11 protein-coding genes and 1 other annotated feature are annotated in these 12,660 nt (G+C 47.3%); all 11 genes read left to right on the top strand.

What is annotated here, in order from left to right:
* The first annotated feature begins 29 nt into the window (after positions 1–29).
* The 11 genes from ahbB (at position 30) to EV210_RS13215 (ending at position 12,637) form a co-directional block, all read left to right on the top strand.
* Positions 30–512 (top strand): siroheme decarboxylase subunit beta, encoded by a 483-nt coding sequence (ahbB, locus tag EV210_RS13265; protein WP_132081320.1) that lies wholly within the window; start codon positions 30–32, stop codon positions 510–512.
* 310 nt (positions 513–822) lie between these two features.
* Entirely contained in the window at positions 823–1,896 is a 1,074-nt protein-coding gene (locus EV210_RS13260) for a ferredoxin oxidoreductase (protein WP_132081317.1), read from the top strand.
* Between the two features lie 20 nt (positions 1,897–1,916).
* On the top strand, positions 1,917–2,687 hold the full coding sequence (locus EV210_RS13255; protein WP_132081314.1) for a thiamine pyrophosphate-dependent enzyme: 771 nt from the start codon (positions 1,917–1,919) through the stop codon (positions 2,685–2,687).
* 3 nt (positions 2,688–2,690) lie between these two features.
* Positions 2,691–3,440 (top strand): 2-oxoacid:acceptor oxidoreductase family protein, encoded by a 750-nt coding sequence (locus EV210_RS13250; RefSeq protein ID WP_132081311.1) that lies wholly within the window; start codon positions 2,691–2,693, stop codon positions 3,438–3,440.
* A gap of 11 nt (positions 3,441–3,451) precedes the next feature.
* Positions 3,452–3,700 carry a 4Fe-4S binding protein gene (locus EV210_RS13245; RefSeq protein ID WP_132081308.1) on the top strand — a complete coding sequence of 83 codons (249 nt, stop codon included), beginning with the start codon at positions 3,452–3,454 and terminating at the stop codon, positions 3,698–3,700.
* Between the two features lie 61 nt (positions 3,701–3,761).
* Positions 3,762–4,730, top strand: a complete 969-nt coding sequence (locus tag EV210_RS13240; RefSeq protein ID WP_243650546.1) for a polyprenyl synthetase family protein — start codon at positions 3,762–3,764, stop codon at positions 4,728–4,730.
* A 14-nt stretch (positions 4,731–4,744) separates the two neighbouring features.
* Positions 4,745–5,527, top strand: coding sequence for a FadR/GntR family transcriptional regulator (locus tag EV210_RS13235; protein ID WP_132081305.1), 783 nt, complete (start codon positions 4,745–4,747; stop codon positions 5,525–5,527).
* A 230-nt stretch (positions 5,528–5,757) separates the two neighbouring features.
* Positions 5,758–7,413: an L-lactate permease gene (locus EV210_RS13230; RefSeq protein WP_132081302.1), complete on the top strand. Its 1,656-nt coding sequence runs from the start codon at positions 5,758–5,760 to the stop codon at positions 7,411–7,413.
* 158 nt (positions 7,414–7,571) lie between these two features.
* On the top strand, positions 7,572–8,351 hold the full coding sequence (gene tatC, locus EV210_RS13225; RefSeq protein WP_132081299.1) for a twin-arginine translocase subunit TatC: 780 nt from the start codon (positions 7,572–7,574) through the stop codon (positions 8,349–8,351).
* Positions 8,352–8,411: 60 nt separating this feature from the next.
* Positions 8,412–8,630: a binding site (T-box leader), on the top strand.
* 36 nt (positions 8,631–8,666) lie between these two features.
* A complete protein-coding gene (locus EV210_RS13220; RefSeq protein WP_132081581.1) occupies positions 8,667–11,324 on the top strand; it encodes a valine--tRNA ligase in 2,658 nt (885 codons plus the stop codon).
* Positions 11,324–12,637, top strand: a complete 1,314-nt coding sequence (locus EV210_RS13215; RefSeq protein ID WP_243650545.1) for a bifunctional folylpolyglutamate synthase/dihydrofolate synthase — start codon at positions 11,324–11,326, stop codon at positions 12,635–12,637. The genes EV210_RS13220 and EV210_RS13215 overlap by 1 nt, the downstream gene beginning before the upstream one ends.
* The last annotated feature ends 23 nt before the right edge of the window (positions 12,638–12,660 follow it).

Here is a 12,660-nt window from a genome sequence, read left to right as displayed (position 1 = left end):
GCTGTGATGAGATAAGGCAGGTGGACAATTTGCTGGATTTATTGGATAAAAAGATAATTGCAGCTTTGCAGGGTGATTTTCCTTTGACGGTAGAACCCTATCGAGCAATTGCCGATAGCTTGCAGATTAGTGAAGATGAATTGCTGGCAAGACTGCAGAAATACAAAGAAAACGGACAAATGCGCAAGCTGGGAGCGGTGCTGAAACATCGGGAAGTTGGCTATGCTGCAAATGCGCTTTGTGCCTGGAATGTGCCGGATGAAAGGCAGGAAGAGATTGGCAAAGTGATGATTGACCATCCGGCAGTAACCCATTGCTATGGCAGAAATTCAGCGCCTGACTGGCCATATAATTTTTATACCATGCTCCATGCCCATGATCGGGAAGCTTGCTGTGCAATCGCAGCAGAGCTTGCGCAAAATGCCCGGATTCCGGAGTGTATCATGCTATTTAGTACAAAAGAGTGGAAAAAAACGAGTATGCGTTATTTTCAAGAGGCAGAAGAAAAGTAAAGAAACAGGGTATGCATATTATAACTTGATATGCATACCCTGTTTCTTTACTTTAGGTGCATTTACTGCTACTTAATAGGACAGCTGGGGACGGTCCTTTTTTGTCAACTTTTTGTGACAAAAAAGGACCGTCCCCAAGTGTCCACAAATGCAGGGTTCCAGTCTATGTGCCGCCTGTACTTTTTTTAGTGTATTTACTGGTATTTAATTGGATAGCCTATAAATTGCCCGGAAAAAATAAGGTAGATAAAGACTGCCGGCGGGGTTGGTTTTTATAAAACGGCCTAAATTTTTATAGGAGGGTGTTCGCATGGCTGAAGTGTCCCTAAAAGGTGAGCAGAGAGTATTCATGACAGGCAATGAAGTCGTTGCCTGGGCGGCTGTAGCTGCGAAGGTTGATATTATCTACGGCTATCCCATTACGCCGCAAAATGAGATTATGCATTACTGGACAAGACTGGCTCCAAAATATGGGAAGAAGTTTTTACAGACAGAAGATGAAATCTCGGCGGGTTTTGCTACGTTGGGAGGGGTGATTGCCGGACGGAAAGCCTTTACGGCCTCGGCAGGCCCCGGAAACGTATTAATGCAGGAATCGGCGAGCATGGCAGAAATGATGCGGCTGCCGATTGTCTATGTCATACAGCAGCGCGGCGGGCCTTCAACAGCTACTGTTATATATGCCCAGCAGGAGGTTACGCTGACAACCTTTGGCGGTAATGGGGAAGGCCACCGGGTCGTTTACTCAACAGCAACTCACCAGGAGATTTTTGATTATACAATCAAGGCTTTCAATGTGGCCTGGACTTACCGGTTCCCGACCTTTATCCTGGGCGACGGATATCAGGCGAAAATGAGAGAGCCGCTGACCATGTATGACCCGGAAGCCAGAGGGATCAAACTGGTAAAACCGGAACCTATCCTTGGCGATACAACTCCGGGGAAACAGTTCAAGCATATACGCAATACGTATAATACGGAAGATGAATTGTATGATGTGGTTATGTCTAACCAACGGGACTGGGAAGCGATGGCTCCGGAGGTAATTGAGTGGGATGAACAGGGGTGTGAAGATGCCGACGTGATTCTGCTTACGCATGGTATCGTATCACGTGCAGCAAAAGGGGCGTATGATCAGTTGCGCCGGGAAGGAAAGAAGGTTGGATTCTTCCGCCCAATTACGCTTCGGCCTTTTCCGGATGAGCAGCTGAAGAAGGCTATCAAAAATGCCGGCAGGTTATTAATCGCCGAATCAGCTTATGGCCAATTGCTGAAGCTTGTGCAAAATTCATTGTACGGCAGCACAATTGAAATTGTCCCGATGCTGCGTCCCGGGGTAGGCATTACTACGGAAGAAATTATTGCGGAATATAAAAAACTGTAAGCTGCCAAGGAGGAACGATTATGCAGGAAGTTACGAAGGATGATGTTCTCCAGCCCCCAATGCCTTCATGCTGGAACGAGGAAACAAAACCGCACAAATTCTGCCCCGGCTGTGGGCATGGTATTATTCTCAAAGCATTAGGGGAAGCCATTGATGAGCTGGGCATTAAAGACAAGATGGTCTACGGCTGTGATATCGGCTGTTCGCTGCTGGCGTGGGATTTTTTTGCTATAGACACAGTGCAAACTCACCATGGGCGTACAACCCCGGTCATTACCGGCATTAAGCGGGCTAACCCGGAGGTTATTGGCGTAGCTTACATGGGAGATGGCGGTGGTTATGCCATCGGTTCACAGCATTTATTCAACGCTGCGGTCCGCAATGAGAAGATTACCGTTATTTTATGCAATAACTGTAATTATGGGATGACAGGCGGACAAATGGCGCCAACGACTTTACCCGGCATGAAGACGGAAACAACTCCCTATGGGCGTGATACGGAACAAACAGGCCAACCGACACTCGGACCGGAAATGGTTGCGGCAGTCGCTCCGGCGGGTGCTTATGTAGCCCGCGGCACTATCGCCAATGTACGTCAGCTAAAAGGCTTTTTGAAAAAAGCGCTGGAGAATCAAATTGCCGGTAACGGATTTTCTTTTGTTGAAGCGTTAGCGTCATGTCCAACCAACTGGCGGACGAATGCCAAACAAACGTGGGAATTTGTAGAAAAGGAAATGCCTCAATATTTTAAAGTCGGCGAGCTGCGTACTCCGCAGGCAAAGGAGGGTTGAGCTATGGCAGAGGTCATTAAGATTGCCCTTGCCGGTGAAGGTGGACAAGGCGTGCAATCGATCGCGGAGATTTTGGCAGAGGCGGCTAATGAGGAGGGAAAACAAGCTCTTTATATCCCGAATTTTGGTGTCGAGCAGCGGGGTGGTGTGTCCATAGCCTATGTGCAGATCAGTGATGGCCCGATCGGTGCTCCCAAATTTCAGAAAGCAGATATTTTGATTCCCCTCAGTGCCCGGGCGGTAAACCGGACTAAAGTTCACGCCGGTAAAAACACCGTGTATCTTTATGATAATTCGCTCATTCAAGAAGGCGAAGTAAATGATAATATCATTGGGCTCCAATATTTTGATGTGACGCCGCCTTGTCCCACCGCAGGGATGCCGGGAGCGCCGGAAACTACGGTCGAGAGGCCCAATCAGGACTTGCAGCAGGAATTAATTGCAGGCGAGCCAAAAACCTGCTCCTTTACTAAAGAAGGGCCGGGAATCAATCCCGCGGATGTTCCCAGTGAAGTGAAAAGGGTCATTCCCATTCCGGCAAACGACATCGCAAAAAATGAGTTTCATCCCCGGGTATTTAACATGATTATTCTGGGAGCCGTTATCGCTGCCACCGATGTGCTGCCGCTTGAGGCAATTAAGCAGGCACTTGAGTCCAAGCTTGGTGATAAGTTCAAAGCGAATCCCGATCTGCGGAATATGAATTTTAAAGCCTTAGAGCGGGGTCATGACATTGTTAAGGGCTCGAGGTAGGAGGAGTTAAAATGGGAAAAACAAATTGGAATTCTTCAAGCTATGAGAATAGCAAAGGCATTTGGTCGATTTTTCCCGGCTTATGCAAAGGGTGCGGCTTATGTATTGAGAAGTGTCCGGTAAAATGTATCAGCTGGTCAGAGGATTTAGGGGTATACGGCACACCGCGTGTACAGGCCGATATGGAAAAATGTATTGTTTGCGGCATCTGCCAGATGGTATGCCCCGACTGTGCAATCCGCGTGGAGAAGAAGAAATAGTAGACGGTAATCGGAGAATCGTGTATTATAGAGTAAGAATTCCGATAAAGGTGATACGATAGTGAGGAATAGCTCTATATTCGCGATGGTGACGAGTGATTTAGCACTTGTCGAAGCTGAGTTGCTTTCTGTAATACAAACTCCGGTTGAAATGTTAACCGATATTAGCGCGCATCTTACCAAGGCGGGTGGCAAGCGCTTGCGGCCCGCCTTATATTTATTGTGTGCTAAACAGGGTCATATATCTGACAGTAATATAATTTCCGTTGCTGCAGCTATTGAACTGATTCATATGGCGACTTTGGTTCATGATGATGTTATCGATAGTGCAGCAACCCGGCGCGGGATTGCAACAGCTAATGCCCAATGGGGAAATCACGCGTCTGTTTTGTCCGGTGATTTTCTCTTTGCCAAGGCTTTTTCCATCGTTGCATCCAAGGGCAGTAATGAAATTCTGCGTATATTGGCGGACGTTATTAGTTCCATGTGCGAAGGGGAAATTGTTCAGATCAAAGAAAGCTTTAACCCCGATCAGCAGGAAGCAGCCTATTATGACCGCATAGCAAAAAAAACAGCTGATTTTATTGCCGGAAGTGCTCGTATTGGTGCTATTATGGCCGGTATGTCCAAGCAGGATATACAGGCGCTGCATGACTACGGATATTCTCTTGGCATGGCTTTTCAGATTACGGATGACATTCTTGACTTTACTTCATCGGTAGAGCAGCTGGGTAAACCTGCCGGCAATGACCTGCGGCAAGGCATTATTACCTTGCCGATTATTCATGCCTTGCGCGACCCTTTTGCCGGACGGCAGCTGCGGGAGATTATTGTACGGAAGCGGATGGATGAAGCAGACATAAAACAAGGCTTGGCAATTGTTCACAATGCCGGTTCGATTGAGTATTCCTATAAGCAGGCGGCTCGCTATTTGCAGCAGGCGCGTAATGTTCTGCCCCAGTCACTTGATGTGGCAGTCCGGTCAGCTTTACTGGAAGTAGCTGATTTTGTAGGAAAGCGCAACTATTAATCGTTGGAGGCAGCATGTTTAAGCCGGTTAAAACAACCAAAATATATGAAGAGATTATTCAGCAGATAAAAAAACTGATTGTCGACGGAAAACTGCAGCCTGGCGATAAGCTGCTTTCTGAGCGGGAATTGTCAGAAAAAATGACCGTCAGCAGGGCATCCGTCCGTGAAGCCTTTAGTGCACTGGAAATGATGGGAATTATTGAAATACGTCCGGGTGAAGGCAGCTTCGTCCGCCGAATATCCTATGAAGGCATGCTGGAACCCTTATCGTTTCTTCTGCAAGTGGAAATTGATGATATCCTTCAATTGCTCGAGGTCAGGAAGATACTGGAGATTGAAATTGCCGCACTAGCAGCCGTTCGAGCGAGCCGCGATGATTTAGAGGAGCTGGCCCGGATAATGGCGGTAATGAAAGACCAGATTGGTACAGGAGAAATCGGCGACGTAAGTGATGCGGCGTTCCATTTTACTATTGCCCGTGCCTCCGGTAATGCGATTTTAGTGCGAGTGATGAACAGTATATCTGATTTAATGACCAACACATTTAAAACCGCGCGGCAAAAATTATTTTTAGTAGAAGATATGCCGGAAATCTTGTATCAGTCGCATGAGCAGATTTATACGGCAATAGCCGGACATAATCCGCAGCTGGCCCGCCGCCATATGCGGGACCATTTAATCCTGGTCGAAGATGTTATGATGAGCCTCAAAACAGGGGGCATGAATTCGGTAAAAAAAATGAAAAGAATTGGTCCTGAACATGAAATCACCAAGGATTTTGGCTTTCCCTCGTAGAATAAGTGTACACTATTACAACTTATCTCTAAAATTGAGGGAAAGTTATTTTTTTCACAACAAAGATTCAGAATAATCTGATATATGTTAATTGTTTCACAAAGTTTCCTGTTAATGACAGGACAATGGTATTTTTTTCACAAGGTTGCAGTATTTCTTTTGAAAGGGGGTGATGAAAACCTAGCTGCATATCGAATTAAAGACAACAACATTGCAAAGGAGTGTATGAAATGACGTGGGTCCAGGAGTATAATCCGCTTGGGAATATTGGTCTTTCTGCTTTGGTTGCCGCTATTCCGCTATTCTTATTATTATATATGCTGGGGGTCAAGCGGGTTAAAGGTCATATTGCGGCTGCAGTTGGTGTGACTTCAGCTGTACTGGTTGCGATAATCGTCTGGAAAATGCCGGTAAGCCTAGCCGTAAGTGCAACGCTTAATGGAGCTCTTTACGGGATTTTCCCTATTGTCTGGATTGTTGTTACGGCTATTTGGGTCTATAATATGTCCGTGGAATCAGGCGAGTTTGAAATCATTAAGAACTCCCTGGCATCCATTACAGATGACCGGCGTCTGCAGGCTTTGTTTATCGCCTTTGCATTCGGTTCGTTCATTGAAGGAACTGCCGGCTTTGGTACACCAGTGGCAATTACGGCCGCGATGCTGGTTGGCTTGGGTTTCAACCCTATATACGCCGCGGGCATATGCCTGATTGCCAATACTGCACCGGTTGCTTTCGGTGCTATTGGTATTCCCATTGTGGTTGCAGCACAAGTATCTTCACTGGATATTATGAAAATTAGCCAGGTTGTTGGACGGCAGCTGCCGTTTCTTTCGCTGCTTGTACCATTATGGCTTGTTGTGACGATGTGCGGCTGGAAACGGGCGATGGAGGTTCTGCCTGCGGTGCTTGTAGCGGGCATCTGTTTTGCGGGCACTCAATTTCTCACCTCCAATTACGTTAATGCGTATTTGCCTGATATTACGTCGGCAATTGTTACAATCGTTGGTCTATTGATCTTCTTGAAATTCTGGAAACCGGTAAAAGTATGGCACTTCCCGGATGAAAAGCCGGCTGCAGGTGGAAAAGTGCAGTTGAAATACTCGACAGGTGAAGTGCTGAGAGCCTGGGGACCGTATTTAATATTAGCCTTATTGGTTTTCCTGTGGGCAGACGATCGCTTCTTAAAGTTTAAGCTTACTTTGTTAAAAATCGATCAGCTCAATCCCTTATTCTTAATTTCATGGCCAGGTTTGGATGGCCTTATTCAAAAAGCACCTCCTGTGGTGGCTAAAGCTAGCGCATATCCGGCAAAATATATGGTTAATCTGTTATCCGCTGCCGGCAGCGCAATCTTCATTTCCGGTCTGCTTTCGGTATTGATTATCCCTAATTACAGTTTTGGCAGGGCCTTTAGCTGTCTGGGCCGTACCATTGTTCAGCTCAGGTTCCCGATCGGTACTATTGCCATGATTTTAGGTTTGGCTTATATCATGAACTATTCCGGAATGAGTTCTACACTCGGTTTGGCTTTTACCGCCACTGGTGCTGTTTTTCCTTTCTTTGCTCCTATCCTTGGCTGGCTGGGGGTATTCCTTACCGGCTCGGATACCTCCGCCAATGCGCTGTTTGGATCGATGCAGAAGACTGCAGCCGAACAGATTGGCGTAGATCCACATCTTACTGTTGCCGCTAACTCATCAGGCGGAGTGACCGGTAAAATGATTTCTCCGCAAAGCATTTCGGTAGCAACTGCTGCGACTGGCCTGGTTGGGGAAGAAGGAACGATCTTTAGGTTTACAGTCCTGCATAGTTTGGCGATGCTGTTATTCATGTCGGTACTTACCTTGCTGCAGGCTTACGCCTTGCACTGGATGCTGCCGTAACGATTAAAGATCAGGCAGCCTGTAGTTATTTAACTGCAGGCTGCCTTTTTTTTACCGCCGTTGACCGAAGGCGGTTTAATAATTGTTTTTTATATCTATGGCAGGTATAATAGAGCATAGAAAGTCCAGCGCAGATGATGAAAAGCGAGGTACCATAAATGCCGGAAATAATACCGCCAGCCGCCTCTGATGAACCCTCTGGTCAACTTGCTGTAGTCTCCGGTGAGCAGACAACAGAGCTTGATGAAGCAGAAATGTCCATAATTGATCATCTGGAGGAACTGAGGAAACGCTTAATTATTTCGATTGCAGCTGTTGTTGTATGCAGCGGTGTTACTTATTTTTATTCGGAGGAATTAATTCATTTTATTACCGCTCCGGCTGGGAAATTGTACTATATGAGTCCTGCTGAAGCATTTTTTACTTATTTGAAAGCCTCATTTTTTGCCGGGCTGCTCCTGGCACTGCCTGTTGTTTTATATCAGCTGTGGGCATTTGTTTTACCTGCTCTTACCAGGCAAGAACGCAAGGTATCCTTTATTCTGGTGCCGGCATCGGTTATTTTGTTTTTTGTAGGCTTGGCCTTTTCCTATTTTTTTGTATTGCCTGCCGGGATTAAGTTTTTCGTCGGATTTACAACTGCCGAGTTGCAGCCGCTGTTTTCAATTGGGCAGTATTTTTCTTTTGTCGTATCCTTCCTGCTGCCATTTGGAGCTGTTTTTGAATTGCCGCTGTTTCTCGTTGTTCTGGCAAAGATGGGGGTCATAACCTCTGCTTACCTCATCAATAAGCGAAAAATTATGCTGGTTATGTCTTTTGTAATCGGAGCTGTCATTTCGCCGACACCGGATGTTTTTTCACAGACGATGATTGCTATTCCGATGCTTGTATTGTATGAAGTCAGTATTTTGCTGGTAAAATATATACTAGGCAAGTAACCAGGTTTGGAATTCTTGACATAAGAGAATTGAATTGGTATGATATTGCCAATATCATAAAAAACGGCAATGACAGGAAATAGTAGTGGTATACTCCCTCAGAGAGAGCGCCTCCCGGCTGAAAGGGTGCTTGGGAAATAAGGTGCCGTGAAGTCGTCCTTGAGCCGGCAGGCTGAAAGTAAGTATAGGCTTGCCCGTCCCCGGCACGTTACGCCGTATAGAGCCTGCTTAGGCAGGAATATAGGTGGTACCACGGAAGCAGACCCTTTCGTCCTAACAGGATGAAGGGTTTTTTATTTTAGGAGGAATTAAATGATGGCTGATAATACGATCCCAACTGTTTACGATCCCCAGGCTGTTGAAGCAAAATGGTATCGGTATTGGGAAGAGGAAAACTTATTTCATGAAGAAGTGGACACTGACAAGGAGCCTTTTAGCATCGTTATTCCACCGCCGAATGTTACCGGTCAGTTGCATATGGGACATGCCCTTGACAATACACTGCAGGATATTCTAATCCGCTTAAAGCGTATGCAGGGTTACAATACGCTGTGGATGCCGGGAACCGATCATGCCGGTATTGCGACGCAAATAAAAGTAGAAGAAATGCTGCAAAAAAACGAAGGCTTGAGCCGGTACGACATTGGCCGGGAAAAATTTATTGAACGGGTCTGGGAATGGAAACATCAATACGGTGCCCGTATCAGCAATCAGCTGAAAAGTCTGGGGGCCTCATGCGACTGGAGCCGGGAGCGTTTTACGATGGATGAAGGCTGCTCCAAGGCCGTTAAGGAAGTATTTGTCAGTTTATATGAAAAAGGACTGATTTATCAGGGAAGCCGCATTACGAACTGGTGCCCCCGCTGCAATACCGCTCTTAGTGATATTGAAGTTGAGCATGAGGAAAAACCGGGCAATTTATATCACGTCCGTTATCCGGTAGAGGGCAAAGACGGCGAATATGTGACTGTTGCAACTACAAGGCCGGAAACAATACTGGGCGATTCCGGCGTGGCTGTCCATCCGGAAGATGAACGGTATGCCCGCTATGTTGGTCAGTACCTGATTTTACCCCTGGTGGGACGGCGTATTCCGGTGGTAGCTGATGATTATGTAGATCCCTCCTTCGGGACAGGTGCGGTAAAAGTGACTCCGTCACATGATCCGAATGATTTTGATATGGGACTTCGCCATAAGCTCGAGCAAATTGTCGTAATCAACTCAGACGGAACGATGGCAGCTGATACCGGGGTATATGCAGGACTGGATCGTTATGAGTGCCGCAAACAACTGGTAAATGACTTAAAAGAAGCAGGCTTTTTGGTTGCCGTAGCAGAGCATACGCACTCAGTCGGACACTGTCAGCGCTGCACTACTGTAATTGAGCCATTAGTATCCAAACAGTGGTTTGTTACAATGGAACCCCTGGTTAAGCCTTCTATTGAAGCGGTAACTTCGGGCAGAATTAAATTTGTGCCGGAGCGCTTTACGAAGATTTATATTAATTGGCTGGAGAATATCCGCGACTGGTGCATTTCCCGGCAAATTTGGTGGGGGCATCGCATTCCGGCCTGGTATTGTGAATGTGGGGAAACCATTGTTTCCCGCGATGTTGTGTCTGCCTGCCCGAAATGCGGTGGCAAGGTAGAACAGGATCCAGACGTTCTTGATACCTGGTTCAGTTCGGCTTTATGGCCATTTTCCACCATGGGGTGGCCGGAGAAGACGCCTGAGCTTGGGCAGTTTTATCCTACCAGCGTGCTGGTGACTGGCTATGATATTATCTTTTTCTGGGTTGCCCGTATGATTACCATGGGCCTGGAATTTCAAGGCGAGATTCCATTTCATCATGTCTTTATCCATGGCTTAGTGCGTGATTCGCAGGGACGAAAGATGAGCAAGTCTTTAGGAAACGGCATTGATCCCTTGGAGGTTATCGAAAAATATGGTGCCGATACGCTGCGCTTCACGCTGGTGACCGGCAATACTCCCGGCAATGATATGCGGTTTTACTGGGAACGGGTTGAATCAAGCCGCAATTTTGCTAATAAAATATGGAATGCATCCCGGTTTGTCTTAATGAACCTGGAAGACTTTGATCCCCGGCAGCAGTCATTTCCGACTGAACTGAGCTTGGCTGACAAATGGATTTTGCATCGCTATAGTGTAACCGTCAGCGAAGTGACGCGTAATATTGACAAGTTTGAATTGGGAGAGGCAGCGCGGCTGGTTTATGAATTCATCTGGAACGAATACTGTGACTGGTACATCGAATTAGCCAAAAACCGTTTGTATAACAAAGAGGATGCGAAAAGCCGTACAACTGCTCAATATATTTTATGGTATGTGTTATCGAACACCTTAAAGCTCCTGCATCCGTTTATGCCTTTTATAACCGAAGCGATTTGGCAGGCTTTGCCGCATGAAGGAAAAAGCATTATGACTGCCGAGTGGCCGAAGGTGAAACCGGAACTGCTTGATGAAGCTGCCGAGCAGCAAATGACAACCATCATGGAAGCCATTAAGGCTATCCGGAATATGCGGGCAGAAGTAAATGTACCACCAGGTAAGAAGAGCGAAGTTATTCTGCAGGCCGCAACTCCCGAGTTAGCGGCAGTAGTGGGGCAGTATGAACAATATTTTAAATCCCTTGCCGCAGCAGAAAGTGTTTTGCTGCTTAGCCGCGGTGCCGATAAACCGCAAAATGCAATGACCGCTGTTGTCAGCGGGATGGAAATCTATTTACCGCTGAAAGGCCTTATCGACATAGAGAAAGAAACGGGACGGCTGAATAAAGAGCTAGCGGTGTTAGACAAAGAAATTGCCCGTATTGTATCCAAATTGTCCAATGAAGGTTTTATTGCCAAGGCGCCGGCGGATGTTATCGACAAAGAACGGGCGAAAGAAGCGGAATACCGGGAAAAACAGAATGCCATTAAGGAACGCTTAGTTTACTTGGCTGGATTAGCATAATGACAATGTCATATGAGGAAGCCCTACAGTATTTGCATTCTACAGGCAAATTCGGCATCAATCTGGGCTTAAAGCGCATTGAGAAACTGCTGGAGCTGATGGGCAATCCTGAGCGGCGCTATAAAACGGTTCATATTACCGGTACGAACGGGAAGGGATCGACAACTGCAATTACGGCGGCTGTCTTACAGGCCAGTGGTATACGGACCGGGATGTATACTTCCCCTCATCTCCTGGAGTATACGGAGCGCATTGTTATTGATGGCCACCCCATTACCCAGCAAGCCTTCGGCGAAATCATCGACTATACCAGACCGTTTATCGAAACCATGCTGACTGAGGGCTGGGAACATCCTACCGAATTTGAAATCCTGACGGCGGCGGCATTTCATTGCTTTGCCGCCGCCGGAGTGGAATACGCCGTAATCGAAGTCGGTTTAGGGGGGCTGTTGGATTCAACCAATGTTATCCGGCCGGAAGCAGCGGTAATCACCAATGTTACCCTTGAGCATACCGACCGCTGTGGCACTACCGTAGCCGAAATTGCCGGGCATAAGGCGGGGATTATCAAAAAGAATAGCCCTGTTGTTACCGCTGCAAGCAAAGAGGCATTGGCGGTTATCCGCAAACAGGCCGCTCTTATGGAGGCGCCCTTGTTTATACTGGGGGAAGATTTTACCAGCGACTGGAAGGCTGGCAGCGATGGCCGGCAGCAAGTAACCGTGCAGACTAAGGCATATGGCAGCAGTGAAAACTTACAATTAAGGCTGCTTGGACGCCATCAGGCTGCTAATTGTGCAGTTGCTGTCATGACCCTCAAACTTCTGGCTCGCAAGGACAGCCGGATAACGGAAGCGACTATTGCCGCCGGTGTGGCGGCAGCTGTCTGGCCCGGCCGGTTTGAATTATTTGCAGGCCGCCCGGCTATCCTTATTGATGGAGCGCATAATGCTGCCGGTGCGCAGGCTTTGCGTCAGACGCTTGACGATGTATATGGCGGGCGACGGATTACCTTTGTGCTCGGCATTCTGCGGGATAAAGATGTTCGTGCGATTACCGGCACCCTGATTCGGACGGAGGATGAAGCGATAACAGTTGCACCGCTTTCCGAAAGAGCAGAAGATCCCGGCGAGCTTGCAGCCTTAATCACCGCCAGCCGGGTCCAGAGCGCGTCAACCGTTGAGGCTGCGATTGGCTTGGCTGTTGAATGGGCAGGGCAGGATGGGATAGTTTGTGTTTGTGGTTCGTTGTATTTAGTTGGTACAGCCAGGAACATTATCCTCAGTAGACAAACTACCGTCCCTTGGGTATAATAAAAATGGTCTGTTAAACAGGC

The sequence above is a fragment of the Anaerospora hongkongensis genome (assembly GCF_004339805.1).
Lineage (GTDB): Bacteria > Bacillota > Negativicutes > Sporomusales > DSM-15969 > Anaerospora > Anaerospora hongkongensis.
Note: the sequence above shows the minus strand (reverse complement) of the source record. Positions and strands in the feature narration are given on the sequence as shown.

What these genes read in the sequence shown, in the direction of transcription:
- EV210_RS13255 (WP_132081314.1), top strand. Translation starts at nt 1,917, where the DNA reads ATGCAGGAAGTTACGAAGGATGATGTTCTCCAGCCCCCAATGCCTTCA.
- EV210_RS13230 (WP_132081302.1), top strand. Translation starts at nt 5,758, where the DNA reads ATGACGTGGGTCCAGGAGTATAATCCGCTTGGGAATATTGGTCTTTCT.
- EV210_RS13245 (WP_132081308.1), top strand. Translation starts at nt 3,452, where the DNA reads ATGGGAAAAACAAATTGGAATTCTTCAAGCTATGAGAATAGCAAAGGC.
- EV210_RS13250 (WP_132081311.1), top strand. Translation starts at nt 2,691, where the DNA reads ATGGCAGAGGTCATTAAGATTGCCCTTGCCGGTGAAGGTGGACAAGGC.
- EV210_RS13220 (WP_132081581.1), top strand. Translation starts at nt 8,667, where the DNA reads ATGGCTGATAATACGATCCCAACTGTTTACGATCCCCAGGCTGTTGAA.
- tatC (WP_132081299.1), top strand. Translation starts at nt 7,572, where the DNA reads ATGCCGGAAATAATACCGCCAGCCGCCTCTGATGAACCCTCTGGTCAA.
- EV210_RS13235 (WP_132081305.1), top strand. Translation starts at nt 4,745, where the DNA reads ATGTTTAAGCCGGTTAAAACAACCAAAATATATGAAGAGATTATTCAG.
- EV210_RS13215 (WP_243650545.1), top strand. Translation starts at nt 11,324, where the DNA reads ATGACAATGTCATATGAGGAAGCCCTACAGTATTTGCATTCTACAGGC.
- EV210_RS13260 (WP_132081317.1), top strand. Translation starts at nt 823, where the DNA reads ATGGCTGAAGTGTCCCTAAAAGGTGAGCAGAGAGTATTCATGACAGGC.